Raw genomic sequence first — 19,708 nt, 5'->3', positions numbered from 1 at the left:
CATGTACGCCGATCACTACGCCATTGATGGCCCTTGCCACAGGACCGCTGCGTTTTTTCCCGAGGAAACGACGCAACGCGTTGATGCCTGCGCGCTCGCAGGGGTATACAATGCGCCGCGTTTTACCTGTGACCCCCTCGCGTACCACGCATTCTCGCCGACTCCCGGCTGATCCGCCTCAGGCTCCGTGCCAGGCGCGGCGCCAGGGTCCGGGAACCCAAGGTAACCACCTTGCCTCATTCCGCTGTGCCACGAGCGCGGCGGGTCCGATTCCGTCACAGATAAAAACAAGCAGGTGACTTCGTTCATGAGTGGACACAATTCGCAGTCGTCAGGCGAACTCAAGCGTGGCTTGAAAAACCGCCATATCCAGCTGATCGCCCTGGGCGGCGCCATTGGTACCGGCCTGTTCCTCGGTTCGGCCGGGGTGATGAAATCCGCCGGCCCCTCGATGATCCTTGGCTACGCCATCTGTGGCTTCATCGCCTTCATGATCATGCGCCAGCTCGGCGAGATGATCGTCGAAGAGCCTGTGGCCGGCTCCTTCAGCCATTTCGCTCACAAGTACTGGGGCGGCTTCGCGGGCTTCCTGTCGGGCTGGAACTGCTGGGTGCTGTACATCCTGGTGGGTATGTCGGAGCTCTCCGCGGTCGGCAAGTACGTCCACTACTGGTGGCCGGAGATCCCGACGTGGGTCACTGCGGCGGGCTTCTTCCTGCTGATCAACGCGATCAACCTGATGAACGTCAAGGTGTTCGGCGAGGCCGAGTTCTGGTTCGCGATCATCAAGGTGGCCGCCATCGTCGGCATGATCGCCTTGGGCGCGTATCTGCTCACCAGCGGCAGCGGCGGCCCGGACGCCTCGGTGACCAACCTGTGGAGCCATGGTGGCTTCTTCCCCAATGGCGTGAGCGGGTTGGTGATGGCGCTGGCGATCATCATGTTCTCCTTCGGTGGCCTGGAAATGCTCGGTTTCACCGCGGCCGAAGCCGACAAGCCCAAGACCGTGATTCCGAAGGCGATCAACCAGGTCATCTACCGCATCCTGATCTTCTATATCGGTGCCCTGGTGGTGCTGCTGTCGCTGACCCCGTGGGACAGCCTGGTGGCCAGCATCGATGCTTCCGGCGGCAGCTACGGCAGCAGCCCGTTCGTCCAGGTGTTCTCGCTGCTGGGCAGTGACGTGGCGGCGCATCTGCTGAACTTCGTGGTACTGACCGCGGCACTGTCGGTGTACAACAGCGGCACCTACTGCAATGCGCGCATGCTTTACGGCATGGCCGAGCAGGGCGATGCGCCGGCGGGCCTGGCGAAGATCGACCGTCGTGGCGTGCCGGTTCGGGCGATCCTGGCGTCGGCAGCGTTCACCCTGATTGCCGTGCTGCTCAACTACTTCATGCCGCAGCATGCCCTGGAGTTGCTGATGTCGCTGGTGGTCGCGGCGCTGGTGATCAACTGGGCGATGATCAGTTACTCGCACCTGAAGTTCCGCCAGCACCTTGACCGTACCGGCCAGAAACCGCTGTTCAAGGCGCTGTGGTACCCGTACGGCAACTACCTGTGCCTGGCCTTCGTGGTGCTGATCCTGGGCATCATGCTGCAGATTCCAGGGATCCAGATTTCGGTCTATGCGATCCCGGTGTGGCTGGTGGTGATGTATGTGTTCTATGTGATCAAGAGCAAGCGCATGGCGCAGGCCGGTACTGCGGCGGGTAGCGTGGCCAAGTAAGCCGGTAGCTTGATTCGGGAAACCCGGTGCCAGGGGCTGGTGCCGGGTTTTTTGTTGTCTGATCGGGCCCTGTGGGAGCGGGCTTGCCCGCGAAAGCGCCCAACCAGGCAACCGCTAAATCTGCTCCAACAACCACCCGCGAAACGCCCTGAGCGAGGGCAGCGCCTCGTTGCGCGGCGGATAGATCAGGTAGTAGCTGCGCTGGCTTGCAAACGCCTCGCCCGGGCTGAACAGCTCGCCCTTGGCCAGTTCTTCGGCCACCAGAATCCTTGGCACCAGGCCGATGCCGATCCCGGCGCGTACCGCCTGGATCAGGTGCGATGTCAGCTCGAAGCTCGGCCCCAGGCGCATGGCGCGATGCGCCAGTTCATGATGGGAAAACCATTCGCCCCAGGCATGCGGATTGTTGGCGACATTGAGCAGCAACTCTTCGCTGATGCGCGCTGGCGTCCATGTCTGCGCAGCGCCCGCCGCCTGCGGCGGCAGGATCACCACCAGTTCCTCGGCATGCAACCGGTGGCAGATCAGGCCGGGCAGGTCGTGGCTGGCCACACCGATGGCGGCATCGATCTCGCTGGTGTCGAAGTTGATCGCCTCGATGCGTGAATGAATGTGCACCAGCATCCCGGGATGCGCGCTGTAGAACGCATTCAGGCGCGGCAGCAGCCATTTCGAACCGAAGGTGGGCAGTGTCGCCAGGCGCAGGGTACCGACCCCGGACTGGTAGGCGAGTGCCTGCAGCGTGGCACTGCGAATACGCCCAAGGGCTTCGCTCAACTCGCGCTGATACAGGCGCCCGACATCGGTCAATTGCACCTGGCGCCCTTCGCGGCGGAACAAGGTCAGGCCCAGTTGCTGCTCCAGCGCCTGGACCTGGCGGCTGACTGCGCTCTGGGTCAGCGACAGCTCGACGGCCGCGCGGGTATAGCTTTCATGCCGGGCAGCGGCCTCGAAGGCCAGCAGCAAGGACATCGATGGGGTCAGGTGGCGGTAATTCATTCATGAAACTCATCGATAGCGGCAGGATTATCCGTTTGCCCTCGGCTGGAAAGTACAGGAACATTGGCCTATCCGTCATCCGGCCCGGAGTTATTCATGCCGGATGAGCAACAGAGCGTCGCCTGCCGGTGATGCCAGACCGTGAACCTGCCCATACAAGAGGCCATCCTTCGATGATCGCCCAGTTGCCCGTCCGTGCGCCTGCCGCCGGCTACCCCGAATTCCTCGAAGCCCTCGGTGCCAGCGGCTTCCGCGGCCAGATCAGCGCCGACTACGGCACCCGTACGGTGCTGGCCACCGACAACTCGATCTATCAGCGCCTGCCCCAGGCGGCCGTCTTCCCGCTCGATGCCGACGACGTGGCGCGCGTCGCCACGCTGATGGCCGAGCCGCGTTTTCGGCAGATCAAGCTGACCCCGCGCGGCGGCGGTACGGGGACCAACGGCCAGTCGCTGACCGACGGCATCGTCGTCGACCTGTCGCGGCACATGAACACCATCCTTGAAATCAACACCCAGGAGCGTTGGGTACGGGTGCAGGCTGGTGTGGTGAAGGATCAGCTCAACGCTGCGCTCAAACCGCACGGGCTGTTCTTCGCCCCTGAGCTGTCGACCTCCAACCGCGCCACGGTCGGCGGCATGATCAACACCGATGCCAGTGGCCAGGGCAGTTGCACCTACGGCAAGACCCGTGACCACGTGCTCGAGCTGCACAGCGTGCTGCTCGGGGGCGAGCGACTGCACAGCCTGCCGATCGACGACGCTGCGCTGGAGCAGGCCTGCGCCGCATCTGGCCGGGTCGGCGAGGTCTATCGCACGGCGCGTGAGATCCAGCAGACCCAAGGCGAGCTGATCGAGACCACCTTCCCCAAGCTCAACCGTTGCCTGACCGGTTACGACCTGGCGCATCTGCGCGACGAGCAGGGCCTGTTCAACCTCAATAGCGTGCTGTGCGGCGCCGAAGGCTCGCTGGGCTATGTGGTCGAGGCCAAGCTCAACGTGCTGCCGATCCCGAAATACGCGGTGCTGGTCAACGTGCGCTACACCAGCTTCATGGACGCCCTGCGCGACGCCAATGCGCTGATGGCGCACAAGCCGCTGTCGATCGAGACCGTCGATTCCAAGGTACTGATGCTGGCGATGAAGGATATCGTCTGGCACAGCGTCGCCGAATACTTCCCTGCCGACGCCGAGCGCCCGACCTTGGGTATCAACCTGGTCGAGTTCTGCGGCGACGAGCCGGACGAGGTCAATGCCCGCGTCGAGGCCTTCGTCGAACACCTGCGCAGCGATACCAGCGTCGAGCGGTTGGGCCACACCCTCGCCGAGGGCGCCGAGGCAGTGACGCGTGTCTACACCATGCGCAAGCGTTCGGTGGGGCTGCTCGGCAACGTCGAGGGCGAGGTGCGGCCGCAGCCGTTCGTGGAAGATACCGCGGTACCGCCGGAGCAGTTGGCCGACTACATCGCCGAATTCCGTGCGCTGCTCGATGGCCATGGCCTGGCCTATGGCATGTTCGGTCACGTCGATGCCGGGGTGCTGCACGTGCGTCCTGCGCTGGACATGAAAGACCCGGCCCAGGCCGCGTTGGTCAAGCCGATCTCCGATGCGGTGGCGGCGCTGACCAAGCGTTATGGCGGCTTGCTCTGGGGCGAGCATGGCAAGGGGCTGCGCTCGGAATACGTGCCGGAATACTTCGGTGAACTGTACCCGGCCCTGCAGCGGCTCAAAGGCGCATTCGACCCTTACAACCAGCTCAACCCGGGCAAGATCTGCACGCCACCCGACAGCGCCGAGGGCCTGACGCCGGTCGATGGTGTCACCCTGCGTGGCGACCTGGACCGTAACATCGACGAGCGCGTGTGGCAGAGCTTCGGCAGCGCCGTGCACTGCAACGGCAACGGCGCCTGCTACAACTATGACCCCAACGACGCCATGTGCCCGTCGTGGAAGGCCACCCGTGAGCGTCGCCATTCACCCAAAGGGCGCGCCTCGCTGATCCGTGAATGGCTGCGCCTGCAGGGCGAGGCCAATATCGATGTGCTGGCCTCGGCCCAGCGCAAGGCGTCGTGGATCAAGGGCCTGCCCAAGCGCCTGGGCAACCTGCGGGCCCAGCGTCAGGGCCAGGAGGACTTTTCCCACGAGGTGTACGACGCCATGGCCGGCTGCCTGGCGTGCAAGTCGTGCGCGGGGCAGTGCCCGATCAAGGTCAACGTACCGGACTTCCGTTCACGTTTCCTCGAGCTCTACCACGGTCGCTACCAGCGCCCGCTGCGTGACTATCTGATCGGCTCGCTGGAGTTCACCATTCCGTACCTGGCCCATGCGCCGGGCTTGTATAACGCGGTGATGGGGTCGAAGTGGGTCAGCCGCCTGCTGGCCGACAAGGTCGGCATGGTCGACAGCCCATTGATCAGCCGCTTCAACTTCCAGTCCACCCTGACCCGCTGCCGCGTGGGAGTGGCCAGTGTGCCGGCGCTGCGCGAGCTGACCCCGGCCCAGCGCGAACGCAGCATCGTGCTGGTGCAGGACGCTTTCACGCGGTACTTCGAGACGCCGCTGCTGGCTTCGTTCATCGAACTGGCCCACCGGCTGGGCTACAAGGTGTTCCTGGCGCCCTACAGCGCCAACGGCAAGCCGCTGCATGTGCAGGGCTTCCTCGGCGCCTTCGCCAAGGCGGCGATTCGCAATGGCCGGCAGCTCAAGGCCCTGGCTGATTGCGGTGTGCAGTTGGTGGGTCTGGATCCGGCGATGACCCTGGTCTATCGCCAGGAATACCAGAAGGTCGATGGCCTGGAGGGTTGTCCGGCAGTGCTGTTGCCGCAGGAGTGGCTGATGGATGCGTTGCCCGAACAGGCTGCAGGGAAGGGCGGCAGCTTCCGCCTGATGGCGCATTGCACGGAGAAGACCAACGTCCCGGCCAGCACCCGGCAGTGGGAGCAGGTGTTTGCGCGGATGGGGCTCAAGCTTGCCACCGAGGCCACCGGTTGCTGCGGGATGTCGGGCACCTACGGGCACGAGGCGCGTAATCAGCAGGCTTCGAAGACTATCTTCGAGCAGTCGTGGGCGACCAAGCTGGACAAGGAAGGCGAGGCGTTAGCGACGGGCTATTCGTGCCGTAGCCAGGTCAAGCGCATGGCCGAGAAACAGCTTCGCCATCCGTTGGAGGTGGTGTTGCAGTACCTGGTGCACTGATCTCACGGCCTCTTCGCGGGGGTGCCCGCGAAGAGGCCAGCGCAGCCTTCAGCCGTGCAGCTCTCGCCCCAGCCGTGCCTGGCGGTACAGATACAGGCTCAGCACCAGCCCGCAAACCGCCGCACCTGCGGCGAACAGAAAGATCGACCTGAAGCCGAAGCCTGAGGCCACCGCACCGACCAGCGGCCCGGTGATCCCCAGCGACAGATCGATGAACAGCGAATACGCCCCGACCGCAGCCCCGCGGTTGGCTGCCGAAACCTGGTTCACGGCTTCCACCCCCAGTGCCGGGAAGACCAGCGAGAAGCCGAATCCGCTCAGCGCGGCGCCGACCAGGGCCAGCTCGGCGTTGGGTGCCAGCCATAGCATCAGCAGCCCCAGGGTTTCCACCGACAGGCAGGCGATGGCCACGCGAAAGCCGCCGATGCGGTTGATCAGATTGCCGAACAGCAGGCGTGCACAGATGAAGCTGGCGCCGAACAGGCTCAGGGTCAGCGCAGCGTTCGGCCAGTTGCGGCTGGCGTAGTAGAGGGTGATGAAGGTCGCGATGGTGCCGAAACCGATCGACCCCAGCGCCAGCCCCGAACCATGCGGGAATACCTTGCCCAGCACCTGCAGGAAGGGCAGGCGTTTGCCTGCCACCACTGGTGCTGCCTGCTTGGGCCAGGCCAGTGCCAGGCCCAGAATGCCCAGCAGGATGACGCTCACGCCCATGCTCCACAGCCCCAGGCCCTTGACCATCAGCACCCCTAGCGGCGCGCCGACGGCCAGCGCGCCATAACTGGCGATGCCGTTCCAGGAGATGACCTTGGCGGTATGTTCGGCGCCGACGCGGCCGATGCCCCAGCCGATCGAGCCCGAGCCCACGAGGCTCTCCGCGCTGCCCAGCACCAGACGACCGATGAGCAGGCAAGTGAGGCTCAGCCAGGGCAAGTGGGTGAGGAAGCTGCAGGCCAGCATGAACACCCCGCTCAGGCCGCAGCCGAACAGGCCCCACATCACCGCCTTCTTGCTGCCGAGGTTGTCGATGATACGGCTGGCGGTCGGGCGGCTGAGCAGGGTTGCCAGGTACTGGACGCTGATCACCAGGCCCGCGAGTACGGCACTGAAACCCAGGTCGTTGTGCACATAGCCGGGCAGCACGGCGAGGGGAATGCCGATGTTCAGGTAGCCGATGAAGGTGAAGAGAACGATGGAGACGACTTGCAGGGTAACCGCAAGAGGACGCGGTGAATCGGGCATGGGGGCCTTCAAGGTTCTGGACTGTGTGAAAACGTGATGACGGGGATGACCCGCAGGTCAGCCGTTTTCACACGGTCGGTGGGGATGCGCGGTTATTCCTGATCGGCGCTGGATTGATCGTCACTGTCCTGCGAAGCAGGTGCCGGCTCGGCGGCGTGGGCGGTGACGGTTTGCTCTTCGGGGTTCAGGCTTGGGAAGGGAAGATTCGGGATTTCATGCATCTCGTCGTTCCTCGCAAGTGTGAGTGAAAGGGCAGCGCTTGGCGCGTTGGAAGCTTTTGAAAAGCTGGGGCAGGATACAGCAGTCTGGATGACAGTTTGAGATTTTTCCCTCTCGCTTGTCGGTTTTGCGGGCGAATAGCGGACGGTGTGCGCCTCGGTTTTGCTGTGAATGCATTCGCGGCGGTCCAGCGCCCTGATAAGCTCGCACCTGCAGGTAGGTCACTATTCCTGTAGGTGCGGGCTTGTTGGAGCGTGGAGCCGCCGCGAAGAGAACGACGCGATCCAGCTGGCGTTATTTACGCCCTTCAGCCGTCTCAGCGACCTTGTCGGTGCGTGCACACATGATGAAGTCGTTGCGGTGCAGCCCTTTGATCGAGTGGCTCCACCAGGTCACGGTGACTTTGCCCCACTCGGTGAGCAGGCCGGGGTGATGCCCTTCGGCTTCGGCGATTTCGCCGACGGCGTTGGTGAAGGCCAGGGCGTGCTTGAAGTTCTTGAACAGGAACACACGCTCCAGTTCCATGTGGCCGTCGCGCACTTCCACGCTCCAGTCCGGGATCTCGCGAATCAGTTCGGCCAGCTCTTCGTCGCTGACCTTCGGCGCGTCAGCACGGCAGGCTTCGCAGTGGGCTTGGTTCAAGGCATTCATGGAGGTTTTCCGCTTTCGAGTTGTTGTCGGCAAGACGGCTCAGGCCGCCTTGGGTGGGAATTTCGGGGCGTGCAGGCCCAACTGCATGGCGTGCTGGACCATGCCCATGATGTCCTCGTGGGCCAGATCGAACAGGCGCTTCATGTTCGGCAGGACGAAGTACACCGGCTGCAGGATATCGATACGGTAGGGCGTACGCATGGCTTCGATCGGATCGAAGGCTTGGTGTTCAGGTTCGCTGGACAGACTGTAGACCGTCTCCTTGGGCGAGGAGAGGATACCGCCGCCATAGATCTTGCGGCCCTGGGCGGTTTCCATGAGGCCGAACTCGATGGTCATCCAGTACAGGCGCGCCAGGTACACCCGTTGTTCCTTGGTCGCCGCCAGGCCGAGCTTGCCATAGGTATGGGTGAATTCGGCGAACCAAGGGTTGGTCAGCAGCGGGCAGTGGCCGAAGATCTCGTGGAAGATGTCCGGTTCCTGCAGGTAGTCCAGTTCTTCCGGGGTGCGGATGAAGGTGGCGACCGGGAAGCGCTTGCTGGCCAGCAGTTCGAAGAAGGTCTGGAAGGGGATCAGCGCCGGCACGCGAGCGACCTGCCAGCCTGTGGTGGCGCCCAGCACCTTGTTGACTTCGCCCAGTTGCGGAATGCGGTCATGGGGCAGCTTGAGCTGGTCGATGCCGTCCAGGTACTCCTGGCATGCGCGGCCCTCGATCACTTTCAACTGGCGGGTGATCAGGGTGTTCCACACCGCATGCTCTTGCTGCGGGTAGTCGATAAAACCCTGCGCATCGGGCTCGCGGGCCACGTATTGCGTCTGTTTCATGGAGCTCTCCTGGTGAGGGCTTTCTTGTTATGTGGGACTTGCCCTAGGAATAGCCTTACGCAGGCGGTTTTGCACGGGTCGATCTGCGGGGTGACAAGGAAGGAATGGGGTGTTTCTGTAACGATAATTTTACAAATAGAGGGTTGCCCCGAAAAATCAAGGGTATCAGGCTGGCAGTTAAGGTATTTTTGTCAGCTTATCTTTACGAATTTTCTGCGCGCCGATGAATAAAGTCGGTTGCCTCGGGGCCTTTCATGCGTATCAAAGTCCACTGCCAGAACCGCATCGGCATCCTGCGCGACATCCTCAACCTGTTGGTGGAGTACGGTATCAACGTGTTGCGTGGCGAGGTCGGCGGCGATCACGGCAACGCCATCTATTTGCATTGCCCGAACCTGATCAACCTGCAGTTCCAGGCCTTGCGTCCAAAATTCGAAGCCATCGCCGGGGTATTCGGGGTCAAGCGCGTCGGCTTGATGCCCAGCGAGCGGCGGCACATGGAGCTCAATGCGTTGCTAGGGGCGCTGGAGTTTCCGGTGCTGTCGGTCGACATGGGAGGCAGCATCGTTGCAGCCAACCGTGCCGCGGCGCAGTTGCTCGGGGTACGGGTCGACGAGGTGCCGGGGTTGCCGCTGGCGCGCTATGTCGAGGATTTCGACCTTCCGGAACTGGTGCGGGCCAACCAGTCGCGGATCAACGGGTTGCGCATCAAGGTCAAGGGTGATGTGTTTCTCGCCGATATCGCGCCCTTACAGTCCGAACATGACGACAGCGAAGCCCTGGCCGGCGCGGTGCTGACCCTGCATCGCGCCGATCGCATCGGCGAGCGTATCTACAACGTGCGCAAGCAGGAGCTGCGTGGTTTCGACAGCATCTTCCAGAGTTCACGGGTGATGGCCTCGGTCGTGCGCGAGGCGCGGCGCATGGCGCCGCTGGATGCGCCGTTGCTGATCGAGGGCGAAACCGGCACCGGCAAGGAATTGCTGGCCCGTGCCTGTCACCTGGCCAGCCCGCGTGGCCAGGCACCGCTGATGGCGCTCAACTGCGCGGGGTTGCCGGAGTCAATGGCCGAGACCGAGCTGTTCGGCTACGGCCCGGGTGCGTTCGAGGGCGCACGGGCCGAGGGCAAGCTCGGGCTGCTGGAGTTGACCGCGGGCGGCACGCTGTTTCTGGATGGGGTAGGGGAGATGAGCCCGCGCCTGCAGGTCAAGCTGCTGCGCTTTCTGCAGGACGGCTGCTTTCGCCGGGTCGGCAGCGACGAGGAGGTCTATCTCGATGTGCGGGTGATCTGCGCCACCCAGGTCGACCTGTCGGAGCTGTGCGCGCGGGGCGAGTTCCGCCAGGACCTCTATCACCGGCTCAACGTGCTGTCGTTGCACATTCCGCCACTGCGTGAGTGCATGGATGGGCTGGAGGGGCTGGCGCAGCACTTCCTCGACCAGGCCAGTCGGCAGATCGGTTGTGCATTGCCACGCCTGGCGCCGGCGGCGATGGACAAGTTGAGTCAATATCACTGGCCGGGCAATGTCCGGCAACTGGAAAACGTATTGTTCCAGGCCGTGTCGTTATGTGAGGGCGGTGTGGTCAAGGGCGAACATATTCGTTTGCCGGATTATGGTGCACGACAACCCTTGGGTGAATTTTCGCTGGAAGGGGAACTTGCGCAGATCGTCGGGCGCTTTGAAAAAGCGGTGTTGGAAAGTTTGATGACGGAGTTTCCAAGTAGTCGGGCGCTGGGGAAGAGGCTGGGTGTTTCCCATACCACGATTGCCAACAAGTTGCGTGAGTACGCCTTGGGCAAGTCGGTGGATTGAAGAGTTTCAAGTAATGAAGATTTAATTGGCGGTGTTGTGTTCGCGGGCAAGCCCGCTCCTACAGAAGCCCGCTCCCACGGAGATGTCGAGAGCGGACGAAGGGAGCGGGCCGTGGCGTTAGCCGTTGGAGCAACCGTTGCCCATCACGCGGTATTCGAGAATGTGCTTCTGGCCCTTGGAGTCTTCGTAGGTCATGCGCGCCGGCACCACTTCGCAGACATTCGGGACTTCGCTCATGGACAGCACCTTGGCGATGTCCAGGTGTTGCGAGTAACTGTACTGTTCAACCGGAATCTGCTCGGCGTTCGTTGCAACATCGTCGGCCATTGCCGCGCTGCAAACACTGCCAAGTACCAATACCAGTAAAGCTTTCATTTTCAATTTACCTGTCTAAGGTCGTGAGGGGGCACGCGGCACTTGTGGCGCCGCGAGTACATCCAGAGTTTTACTGTTGAATTAGAGTGGGATTAACGTGCCTTCGTGGGGGCTGTTACAAGAAGTTAATCGCCTTGCCGTTGCTGGCGAGATGAATTCTAGGAGTGTGCTTCGAATTGAAAAAGATCTGGTTTTGATAAAGTTTTTCGGGCTTTTGACAGAATCGGTAACAATCACGGGTACGAACGTACCGAATTCTTCAGTGATGGCCTGGGGCTCCGCGGGCTAGAGCGCCTTGATGAAATTTCGCCGCGGCGCATGCTGTTCGTTACTACCAACGTCGAATGGTCATGGTCGCTCTGGTACAGTTAAAACCGTCTCATACAAAAACAACTATTACACCGAGGTAACACAGATGAGTGCGGCTCCACTGTATCCCGTTCGTCCCGAGGTTGCGGCAAACACCCTGACCGACGAGGCCACCTACAAGGCCATGTACCAGCAATCGGTGATCAACCCGGACGGTTTCTGGCGCGAGCAGGCCCAGCGCCTGGACTGGATCAAGCCCTTCACCAAGGTCAAGCAGACCTCGTTCGACGACCACCATGTCGATATCAAATGGTTCGCCGACGGCACTCTCAACGTTTCCTACAACTGCCTGGATCGTCACCTCGAAGAGCGCGGCGACCAACTGGCGATCATCTGGGAAGGCGATGACCCTTCCGAACACCGCAACATCACCTATCGCGAGCTGCACGAGCAGGTCTGCAAGTTCGCCAACGCCCTGCGTGGCCAGGACGTGCACCGTGGCGATGTGGTCACCATCTACATGCCGATGATCCCGGAAGCCGTGGTGGCGATGCTGGCCTGTGCCCGCATCGGTGCCATCCACTCCGTGGTATTCGGCGGCTTCTCTCCTGAAGCGCTGGCCGGGCGCATCATCGACTGCAAGTCCAAGGTCGTCATCACCGCCGACGAAGGCCTGCGTGGCGGCCGCCGCACGCCGCTCAAGGCCAACGTCGACCTGGCGCTGACCAACCCTGAAACCAACAGTGTGCAGAAGATCATCGTGTGCAAGCGCACCGGTGGTGACATCGCCTGGCACCAGCATCGCGACATCTGGTACGAAGACCTGATGAAGGTCGCCTCCAGCCATTGCGCCCCCAAAGAGATGGGCGCTGAAGAAGCGCTGTTCATCCTCTATACCTCCGGCTCCACCGGCAAGCCCAAGGGCGTGCTGCACACCACGGGCGGCTATCTGGTCTATGCCGCGCTCACCCACGAGCGCGTGTTCGACTACCGTCAGGGCGAGGTCTACTGGTGCACCGCCGACGTGGGCTGGGTCACCGGTCACAGCTATATCGTCTATGGCCCGCTGGCCAATGGCGCGACCACCCTGCTGTTCGAGGGTGTGCCGAACTACCCGGACATCACCCGCGTGTCCAAAATCGTCGACAAGCACAAGGTCAACATTCTCTACACCGCGCCAACCGCCATCCGCGCGATGATGGCCGAAGGTCAGGCGGCGGTCGCCGGTGCCGATGGCTCAAGCCTGCGCCTGCTCGGTTCGGTGGGTGAGCCGATCAACCCCGAGGCCTGGAACTGGTACTACAAGACCGTCGGCAAGGAGCGCTGCCCGATCGTCGACACCTGGTGGCAGACCGAGACCGGCGGCATCCTGATCAGCCCGCTGCCGGGCGCCACCGGCCTCAAGCCGGGCTCGGCAACCCGTCCGTTCTTCGGCGTGGTACCGGCACTGGTGGACAACCTGGGTAACCTGATCGAGGGTGCGGCCCAGGGCAACCTGGTGATCCTCGATTCGTGGCCGGGCCAGTCGCGCTCGCTGTATGGCGATCACGACCGCTTCGTCGACACCTACTTCAAGACCTTCCGTGGCATGTATTTCACCGGAGACGGTGCGCGCCGCGACGAAGATGGCTACTACTGGATCACCGGTCGGGTGGACGATGTGCTCAACGTTTCGGGGCACCGCATGGGGACTGCCGAGATCGAAAGCGCGATGGTCGCCCACTCCAAGGTCGCCGAGGCCGCGGTGGTAGGTGTGCCGCACGACATCAAGGGGCAGGGCATCTATGTCTACGTCACCCTCAATGCCGGCGAGGAGTCCAGTGAGCAACTGCGCCAGGAGCTGAAGAACTGGGTGCGCAAGGAGATCGGCCCGATTGCCTCGCCGGATGTCATCCAGTGGGCGCCAGGCCTGCCCAAGACTCGCTCGGGCAAGATCATGCGGCGTATCCTGCGCAAGATCGCCACGGGTGAGTACGATGCGCTGGGCGATATCTCCACGCTCGCCGACCCGGGTGTGGTGCAGCACCTGATCGACACGCACAAGGCCATGAACCTGGCGACCGCGTGATGATGCTTTGGGGGTAGGCTGCCTTGCCCCGCGCCTTGCAACCAGACCCCGCCGGTAAACGGCGGGGTTTTTGCATTCTGTTACCCGACATTCATCGGTAACCCGCTGCTGTCACCGTGATTGCACTCAAACGGGGCCAAGGGAAACAGTTCTGTGCCTTCAGGGTGCGATCCTGTAGCCGTTTTTTGCAGCCTTGCACCCTGCACTTGCCGGATTACAAGGCTTTGCCAATAATAGGCCCGCTTATTGCTTCGTCTAAAGGTTGTTTTCCTTTTGCGCTTGCATGTTTCGCAAGAGCTGTCAATATCGCCGCCCGCAGCTTCAGGCGCTTCTGTACGTAGTTGTCGCTTTGAAGAAATATCGACTACCGGGCTGTCGTTAAAATGCCACTCACTCGCTCGTGGTCTGCGACCTTGGTCGAACCCTGCGCGGCTCGCGTTGTACTCATTCGCATATCCGGCAATCGTGTCCCTGCCTGGTATTGCCCCGTACCGATGGAGTTACCTGATGAAGAAGCTTGCACTGCTTGGCGCCCTGGCGCTGTCTGTGTTTTCCCTGGTCTCGCAGGCCGACGAGAAGCCGTTGAAGATCGGTATCGAAGCCGCCTACCCACCCTTCGCCTTCAAGCAGCCTGATGGCAGCATCGCCGGTTTCGACTACGACATCGGCAACGCACTGTGCGAAGAGATGAAAGCCAAGTGCACCTGGGTCGAGCAGGAGTTCGATGGCCTGATCCCGGCGCTGAAAGTGCGCAAGATCGACGCCATCCTGTCGTCGATGTCGATCACCGATGATCGCAAGAAGTCCGTCGACTTCACCAAGCGCTACTACCTGACTCCAGCCCGTCTGGTGATGAAGGAGGGCTCCACCGTCAACGACAGCCTCGACGAACTCAAGGGCAAGAAGATCGGTGTACAGCGCGGCTCTATCCACGATCGCTTCGCCAAGGAAGTGCTGGCACCTAAGGGCGCCACCGTCGTGCCTTACGGCACCCAGAACGAAATCTACCTGGATGTCGCCGCCGGTCGCCTCGATGGCACCGTGGCCGATGCCACTCTGCTCGAAGATGGCTTCCTGAAAACCGACGCCGGCAAGGGCTTCGCCTTCGTCGGTCCGTCGTTCACCGACGTGAAGTACTTCGGTGACGGCGTCGGCATTGCCGTGCGCAAGGGCGACAAGGCCAACGCCGATCGCATCAACGCTGCCATCGACGCCATCCGCGCCAACGGCAAGTACAAAGAGATCGAGAAGAAATACTTCAACTTCGACATCTACGGCCCAGAGTCGAACTAAATCGTCGAGTTTCACCTGTGCAATGGTGCAAACAGCAGAATCTCTGAGGTTTGCACCATTTTTTCATTCCCAAGTCCTGAGGAATCCCAATCATGTTGAAAGGCTACGGGGCAGTCATCCTCGAGGGGGCGTGGCTGACGTTGCAGCTCGCCCTGTCGTCGATGGCCCTGGCCATCGTTCTGGGCCTGATCGGCGTGGCCTTGCGGCTGTCGCCGGTGCGCTGGCTGGCCTGGCTGGGCGACCTGTACTCCACGGTGATCCGTGGCATTCCGGACCTGGTGCTCATCCTGCTGATCTTCTATGGCGGTCAGGACATCATCAATCGGGTCGCGCCACTGGTCGGCTACGATGACTACATCGACCTGAACCCGATGATCGCCGGTATCGGCACGCTGGGCTTCATCTTTGGTGCCTACCTGTCGGAAACCTTCCGCGGCGCCTTCCTCGGCATTCCCAAGGGGCAGGCCGAAGCGGGCGCGGCCTATGGCATGAGCAGTCGCCAGGTATTCTTCCGCATCATGGTGCCGCAGATGATCCGCCTGGCCATTCCCGGCTTCACCAACAACTGGCTGGTGCTGACCAAGGCCACTGCGCTGATTTCCGTGGTCGGTCTGCAGGACATGATGTTCAAGGCCAAGCAGGCGGCGGATGCCACCCGCGAACCCTTCACTTTCTTCCTGGCGGTGGCGGCGCTGTACCTGGTGCTGACCAGCGTTTCGCTGCTGGCGTTGAAGTATCTCGAGAAGCGCTACTCGGTGGGCGTAAAGGCGGCTGAACTATGATCTTCGACTACAACGTCATCTGGGAGGCCATGCCGCTGTACATCGGTGGTTTGCTGACCACCCTCAAGCTGCTGGCGCTGTCGCTGTTCTTCGGCCTGCTGGCGGCCATTCCGCTGGGGTTGATGCGGGTGTCGAAGCAGCCGCTGGTGAACCTGATCGCGTGGCTCTACACCTACGTGATCCGCGGCACGCCGATGCTGGTGCAACTGTTCCTGATCTACTACGGCCTGGCCCAGTTCGAGGCGGTGCGCGAGAGCATCTTCTGGCCGTGGCTGTCGAGTGCCACCTTCTGCGCCTGCCTGGCGTTCGCCATCAACACCTGCGCCTACACCGCCGAAATCATCGCCGGCAGCCTCAGGGCCACGCCTCATGGCGAGATCGAGGCAGCCAAGGCCATGGGCATGTCGCGCTTCAAGATGTACCGCCGCATCCTGCTGCCTTCGGCCATGCGCCGGGCGCTGCCGCAGTACAGCAACGAAGTGATCATGATGCTGCAGACCACCAGCCTGGCGTCGATCGTCACCCTGATCGACATCACCGGTGCTGCGCGCACGGTCAATGCCCAGTACTACCTGCCTTTCGAGGCCTACATCACGGCGGGCGTGTTCTACCTGTGCCTGACCTTCATCCTCGTGCGCCTGTTCAAGATGGCCGAACGTCGCTGGCTCAGCTACCTGGCGCCGCGCAAGCACTGACCGCTCTGTGAGAATCGACAGCATGTACAAACTCCAAGTCCAAGACCTGCACAAGCGCTACGGCAGCCACGAGGTGCTCAAGGGCGTCTCGCTCGAAGCCAAGGCAGGCGATGTGATCAGCATCATCGGCTCGAGCGGTTCGGGCAAATCCACCTTCTTGCGCTGCATCAACCTGCTTGAGCAGCCGCATGCCGGCAAGATCCTCCTCAACAACGAGGAGCTCAAGCTGGTCGCCGGCAAGGACGGCGCGCTCAAGGCTGCCGACCCCAAGCAGCTGCAGCGCATGCGTTCGCGCCTGTCGATGGTGTTCCAGCATTTCAACCTGTGGGCGCACATGACTGCACTCGAGAACATCATCGAGGCGCCGGTGCATGTGCTGGGCATGAACAAGAAGGAGGCGCTGGAAAAGGCCGAGCACTACCTGGCCAAGGTAGGTGTGGCGCATCGCAAGGATGCTTTCCCCGGGCACATGTCCGGCGGTGAGCAGCAGCGCGTGGCGATCGCTCGCGCCCTGGCCATGGAGCCTGAGGTGATGCTGTTCGACGAGCCGACTTCGGCGCTCGATCCTGAGCTGGTGGGCGATGTGCTGAAGGTCATGCAGTCGTTGGCCCAGGAAGGCCGCACCATGGTGGTGGTCACGCATGAAATGGGCTTTGCCCGCGAGGTGTCCAACCAGCTGGTGTTCCTGCACAAGGGGTTGGTCGAGGAGCGGGGTAATCCGCGTGAGGTGCTGGTCAATCCGCAATCCGAGCGTCTCAAGCAGTTCCTCTCGGGCAGCCTGAAGTAAAAGCTGCATTCCCGCACCAGAATAGGGCATGCTGCGCAGCGAGCGCGGCATGACCCGTGCCTCACTCGACTTCAGGTTTCGGACCTAGCCTATGACCACCCAGCGAATCGGATTTCTTATCTGGCCCGGCACCAAGCCGCTGACCCTGGCCCTGGCCGAGGAAGTGCTGCAGGTGGCGCAGCGGGTGCATCCTGATGTGGTCTACGAGCTGGCGTACCTGCAGGCCGAGCCTGCCGAAGCGGGCGCCTGGCGCCTGCCGGGTGAGCCCTGGAACGGTCGGCTGGAGGGCTTCCAGAAGCTTCTGGTGCTCGCTGACGAGCCGCCGCTGGCGGTGGGTTCGGCGCTGTCGGCGGCGCTCAAGCACCTGGCCCGCAGTGGCTGCATGATTGGTGGGTTGTCGGCGGGCGTGTACCCGTTGGCCTTGCTGGGTCTGCTCGACGGTTACCGGGCGGCGGTGCACTGGCGCTGGCAGGACGACTTTGCAGAGCGTTTCCCCAAGGTTATCGCCACCAGTCATCTGTTCGACTGGGATCGCGACCGCCTGACTGCCTGTGGTGGCATGGCGGTGACCGACCTGCTGCTGGCGGTGCTGGCCCGTGATCACGGGGCAGAGTTGGCCGGCGCGGTGTCCGAGGAACTGGTGGTCGAGCGCATTCGTGAAGGCGGGGAGCGTCAGCGTATCCCGTTGCAGAATCGTCTGGGCTCCAGCCACCCCAAGCTGACCCAGGCCGTGCTGTTGATGGAGGCCAACATCGAGGAGCCGCTGACCACCGACGAGATCGCCCAGCATGTCTGTGTCTCGCGCCGGCAGTTGGAGCGGATCTTCAAGCAGTACCTCAATCGCGTGCCCAGCCAGTACTATCTGGAGCTGCGCCTGAACAAGGCGCGGCAGATGCTGATGCAGACCAGCAAGTCGATCATCCAGATCGGCTTGTCGTGCGGGTTCTCATCCGGGCCGCATTTCTCCAGCGCCTACCGCAATTTCTTCGGCGCCACGCCGCGGGAAGACCGCAATCAGCGGCGCAGCAGCAGCCCGTTCGAGTTGAGTTCGGCGCCGGTCGAGCGTGGGTGAGGGTGGGGCAAGTCCGCTCCCATAGCTGCCCCACTGATTCTGAGTTCGCCGGGGTGGCTGTGGGAGCGGGCTTGCCCCGCGACAGGGCCGCCGCGGGCGTCTCCCTCTCCTGTGAACACCCGTTCTCCCAATTTGCCCAACCCTCTCCCCGCCACCCCGTCAGCCCGTTACACTGCGCGATTGCGACAGTGTTTGTCGCATTGCCGAAAACCCAGGTAAAACAGGGGTTGGCGCTGTAACAAGTTGTCGCCTGGCAGCAAGGACAGGCGCCGATCAGTCCTTACAATCCCCCCATCGCTCGCCACTTTCAGGCCAGCGTTCCTCTTCAGGAGACTCAGATGTCCGTTGAGCAAGCCCCGGTGCAGCGTGCCGATTTCGACCAGGTCATGGTTCCCAACTACTCCCCGGCGGCCTTCATTCCTGTTCGAGGCGAGGGATCCCGCGTCTGGGACCAGTCGGGCCGCGAACTCATCGACTTCGCCGGCGGCATTGCGGTGAACGCCCTGGGTCATTGCCACCCAGCACTGGTCAAGGCGCTGACCGAACAGGCCAACACCCTGTGGCACGTGTCCAACGTCTTCACCAACGAGCCGGCCCTGCGCCTGGCGAACAAGCTGGTGGATGCCACCTTTGCCGACCGTGCTTTCTTCTGCAACTCCGGCGCCGAAGCCAACGAGGCCGCCTTCAAGCTGGCCCGTCGTGTCGGGCATGACCGCTTCGGCCCGGAAAAGCACGAGATCATCGCCACCGTGAACAGCTTCCACGGTCGCACCCTGTTCACTGTCAGCGTCGGTGGCCAGCCCAAGTACTCCGACGGTTTCGGACCCAAGATCACCGGCATCAGCCATGTCCCGTACAACGACCTGGAAGCGCTGAAGGCACAGATCTCCGACAAGACCTGCGCCGTAGTGATCGAGCCGATCCAGGGCGAGAGTGGGGTGGTGCCGGCCGACAAGGCCTACCTGGAAGGTGCGCGCAAACTGTGTGACGAGCACAACGCCCTGCTGATCTTCGATGAAGTGCAGACTGGCGTCGGCCGTACCGGATCGCTGTACGCCTACCAGCACTACGGCGTGACCCCGGATATCCTGACCAGCGCCAAGAGCCTGGGCGGTGGCTTCCCGATCGGTGCCATGCTGACCACCACCGAGCTGGCCAAGCACCTGGCCGTTGGCACCCACGGCACCACCTATGGCGGTAACCCGCTGGGTTGCGCCGTCGCCTGTGCGGTGCTGGACGTGGTCAACACCCCCGAGACGCTGGCCGGCATCAAGACCAAGCACGCGCGTTTCAAGACCCGTCTGGAGAAGATCGGCCAGGACACTGGCCTGTTCACCCAGGTGCGTGGCGTTGGCCTGCTGATCGGCTGTGTGCTGAGCGAGGCTTGGAAAGGCAAGGCCAAGGACATCCTCAATGCCGCCGAGAAAGAAGGCGTGATGGTGCTGCAGGCCGGTCCTGACGTCGTGCGCTTCGCGCCGAGCCTGGTGGTCGAGGACGCTGACATCGACGAGGGCCTGAGCCGCTTCGAGCGCGCTGTGGCCAAGCTGACCCAGGGCTGATCGCCCTGCGGTCCCATCGCCGGGGCGGATCGTACTGCGCCGGCGATACCTGAATTCCAGTGCGGGTGCCTGCTTGTGCAAGCAAGGGTGTGCCC

At 62.5% G+C, this 19,708-nt stretch carries 16 protein-coding genes; 10 read left to right on the top strand and 6 right to left on the bottom strand.

Features of this window, described 5'->3' with window-relative positions:
• The first annotated feature begins 307 nt into the window (after window positions 1-307).
• A complete protein-coding gene (locus ACNFHO_RS05865; RefSeq protein ID WP_054891944.1) occupies window positions 308-1,729 on the top strand; it encodes an amino acid permease in 1,422 nt (473 codons plus the stop codon).
• A 114-nt stretch (window positions 1,730-1,843) separates the two neighbouring features.
• On the opposite strand, the gene ACNFHO_RS05860 is transcribed toward ACNFHO_RS05865, so the two are convergent.
• The gene (locus tag ACNFHO_RS05860; protein WP_054891943.1) at window positions 1,844-2,728 is read right to left on the bottom strand and encodes a LysR substrate-binding domain-containing protein; all 885 of its coding nucleotides are present in this window, start codon (window positions 2,726-2,728) and stop codon (window positions 1,844-1,846) included.
• A gap of 173 nt (window positions 2,729-2,901) precedes the next feature.
• Here ACNFHO_RS05860 and ACNFHO_RS05855 point away from each other — a divergent pair, with 173 nt between their 5' ends.
• On the top strand, window positions 2,902-5,922 hold the full coding sequence (locus ACNFHO_RS05855) for an FAD-binding and (Fe-S)-binding domain-containing protein (RefSeq protein WP_416765599.1): 3,021 nt from the start codon (window positions 2,902-2,904) through the stop codon (window positions 5,920-5,922).
• A gap of 48 nt (window positions 5,923-5,970) precedes the next feature.
• Here the strand turns inward: ACNFHO_RS05855 and ACNFHO_RS05850 are convergent, their stop codons facing one another.
• From ACNFHO_RS05850 to phhA, 4 genes are all read right to left on the bottom strand, one after another.
• Entirely contained in the window at window positions 5,971-7,164 is a 1,194-nt protein-coding gene (locus ACNFHO_RS05850) for an MFS transporter (RefSeq protein WP_416765597.1), read from the bottom strand.
• Window positions 7,165-7,256: 92 nt separating this feature from the next.
• Complete coding sequence (locus ACNFHO_RS05845) at window positions 7,257-7,385, bottom strand: hypothetical protein (RefSeq protein ID WP_256216352.1); 129 nt, start codon at window positions 7,383-7,385, stop codon at window positions 7,257-7,259.
• 292 nt (window positions 7,386-7,677) lie between these two features.
• On the bottom strand, window positions 7,678-8,034 hold the full coding sequence (locus tag ACNFHO_RS05840) for a 4a-hydroxytetrahydrobiopterin dehydratase (RefSeq protein ID WP_186666497.1): 357 nt from the start codon (window positions 8,032-8,034) through the stop codon (window positions 7,678-7,680).
• Window positions 8,035-8,073: 39 nt separating this feature from the next.
• Window positions 8,074-8,859 (bottom strand): phenylalanine 4-monooxygenase, encoded by a 786-nt coding sequence (phhA, locus tag ACNFHO_RS05835; protein WP_112898883.1) that lies wholly within the window; start codon window positions 8,857-8,859, stop codon window positions 8,074-8,076.
• 254 nt (window positions 8,860-9,113) lie between these two features.
• On the opposite strand from phhA, the gene ACNFHO_RS05830 reads away from it, so the two are divergent.
• Window positions 9,114-10,673, top strand: coding sequence for a sigma-54-dependent transcriptional regulator (locus ACNFHO_RS05830; protein WP_416765595.1), 1,560 nt, complete (start codon window positions 9,114-9,116; stop codon window positions 10,671-10,673).
• A 117-nt stretch (window positions 10,674-10,790) separates the two neighbouring features.
• Here ACNFHO_RS05830 and ACNFHO_RS05825 read toward each other — a convergent pair whose 3' ends face one another.
• Complete coding sequence (locus tag ACNFHO_RS05825) at window positions 10,791-11,048, bottom strand: DUF2790 domain-containing protein (RefSeq protein WP_054891937.1); 258 nt, start codon at window positions 11,046-11,048, stop codon at window positions 10,791-10,793.
• 415 nt (window positions 11,049-11,463) lie between these two features.
• Here ACNFHO_RS05825 and acs point away from each other — a divergent pair, with 415 nt between their 5' ends.
• From acs to ACNFHO_RS05790, 7 genes are all read left to right on the top strand, one after another.
• Window positions 11,464-13,425 carry an acetate--CoA ligase gene (gene acs / locus ACNFHO_RS05820; RefSeq protein ID WP_416765593.1) on the top strand — a complete coding sequence of 654 codons (1,962 nt, stop codon included), beginning with the start codon at window positions 11,464-11,466 and terminating at the stop codon, window positions 13,423-13,425.
• A gap of 507 nt (window positions 13,426-13,932) precedes the next feature.
• Window positions 13,933-14,718: an ABC transporter substrate-binding protein gene (locus ACNFHO_RS05815; protein ID WP_416765592.1), complete on the top strand. Its 786-nt coding sequence runs from the start codon at window positions 13,933-13,935 to the stop codon at window positions 14,716-14,718.
• Between the two features lie 92 nt (window positions 14,719-14,810).
• Complete coding sequence (locus ACNFHO_RS05810; RefSeq protein ID WP_054891934.1) at window positions 14,811-15,500, top strand: ABC transporter permease; 690 nt, start codon at window positions 14,811-14,813, stop codon at window positions 15,498-15,500.
• The gene (locus ACNFHO_RS05805) at window positions 15,497-16,195 is read left to right on the top strand and encodes an ABC transporter permease (protein ID WP_416765590.1); all 699 of its coding nucleotides are present in this window, start codon (window positions 15,497-15,499) and stop codon (window positions 16,193-16,195) included. The genes ACNFHO_RS05810 and ACNFHO_RS05805 overlap by 4 nt, the downstream gene beginning before the upstream one ends.
• 22 nt (window positions 16,196-16,217) lie before the next feature.
• Entirely contained in the window at window positions 16,218-16,982 is a 765-nt protein-coding gene (locus tag ACNFHO_RS05800; RefSeq protein WP_054891932.1) for an ABC transporter ATP-binding protein, read from the top strand.
• Between the two features lie 91 nt (window positions 16,983-17,073).
• Window positions 17,074-18,054, top strand: a complete 981-nt coding sequence (gene argR, locus ACNFHO_RS05795) for a transcriptional regulator ArgR (RefSeq protein ID WP_416765588.1) — start codon at window positions 17,074-17,076, stop codon at window positions 18,052-18,054.
• 338 nt (window positions 18,055-18,392) lie between these two features.
• On the top strand, window positions 18,393-19,613 hold the full coding sequence (locus ACNFHO_RS05790) for an acetylornithine transaminase (protein WP_416765586.1): 1,221 nt from the start codon (window positions 18,393-18,395) through the stop codon (window positions 19,611-19,613).
• Window positions 19,614-19,708 lie beyond the last annotated feature (95 nt).

It is taken from the genome of Pseudomonas sp. NY15374, assembly GCF_048068255.1.
Classification (GTDB): Bacteria; Pseudomonadota; Gammaproteobacteria; order Pseudomonadales; family Pseudomonadaceae; genus Aquipseudomonas; species Aquipseudomonas machongensis.
Note: the sequence above shows the minus strand (reverse complement) of the source record. Positions and strands in the feature narration are given on the sequence as shown.

Coding starts and splice junctions, on each gene's coding strand:
- ACNFHO_RS05865 (WP_054891944.1), top strand. CDS start 308: ATGAGTGGACACAATTCGCAGTCGTCAGGCGAACTCAAGCGTGGCTTG.
- ACNFHO_RS05860 (WP_054891943.1), bottom strand. CDS start 2,728: ATGAATTACCGCCACCTGACCCCATCGATGTCCTTGCTGCTGGCCTTC.
- ACNFHO_RS05855 (WP_416765599.1), top strand. CDS start 2,902: ATGATCGCCCAGTTGCCCGTCCGTGCGCCTGCCGCCGGCTACCCCGAA.
- ACNFHO_RS05850 (WP_416765597.1), bottom strand. CDS start 7,164: ATGCCCGATTCACCGCGTCCTCTTGCGGTTACCCTGCAAGTCGTCTCC.
- ACNFHO_RS05845 (WP_256216352.1), bottom strand. CDS start 7,385: ATGCATGAAATCCCGAATCTTCCCTTCCCAAGCCTGAACCCCGAAGAG.
- ACNFHO_RS05840 (WP_186666497.1), bottom strand. CDS start 8,034: ATGAATGCCTTGAACCAAGCCCACTGCGAAGCCTGCCGTGCTGACGCG.
- phhA (WP_112898883.1), bottom strand. CDS start 8,859: ATGAAACAGACGCAATACGTGGCCCGCGAGCCCGATGCGCAGGGTTTT.
- ACNFHO_RS05830 (WP_416765595.1), top strand. CDS start 9,114: ATGCGTATCAAAGTCCACTGCCAGAACCGCATCGGCATCCTGCGCGAC.
- ACNFHO_RS05825 (WP_054891937.1), bottom strand. CDS start 11,048: ATGAAAGCTTTACTGGTATTGGTACTTGGCAGTGTTTGCAGCGCGGCA.
- acs (WP_416765593.1), top strand. CDS start 11,464: ATGAGTGCGGCTCCACTGTATCCCGTTCGTCCCGAGGTTGCGGCAAAC.
- ACNFHO_RS05815 (WP_416765592.1), top strand. CDS start 13,933: ATGAAGAAGCTTGCACTGCTTGGCGCCCTGGCGCTGTCTGTGTTTTCC.
- ACNFHO_RS05810 (WP_054891934.1), top strand. CDS start 14,811: ATGTTGAAAGGCTACGGGGCAGTCATCCTCGAGGGGGCGTGGCTGACG.
- ACNFHO_RS05805 (WP_416765590.1), top strand. CDS start 15,497: ATGATCTTCGACTACAACGTCATCTGGGAGGCCATGCCGCTGTACATC.
- ACNFHO_RS05800 (WP_054891932.1), top strand. CDS start 16,218: ATGTACAAACTCCAAGTCCAAGACCTGCACAAGCGCTACGGCAGCCAC.
- argR (WP_416765588.1), top strand. CDS start 17,074: ATGACCACCCAGCGAATCGGATTTCTTATCTGGCCCGGCACCAAGCCG.
- ACNFHO_RS05790 (WP_416765586.1), top strand. CDS start 18,393: ATGTCCGTTGAGCAAGCCCCGGTGCAGCGTGCCGATTTCGACCAGGTC.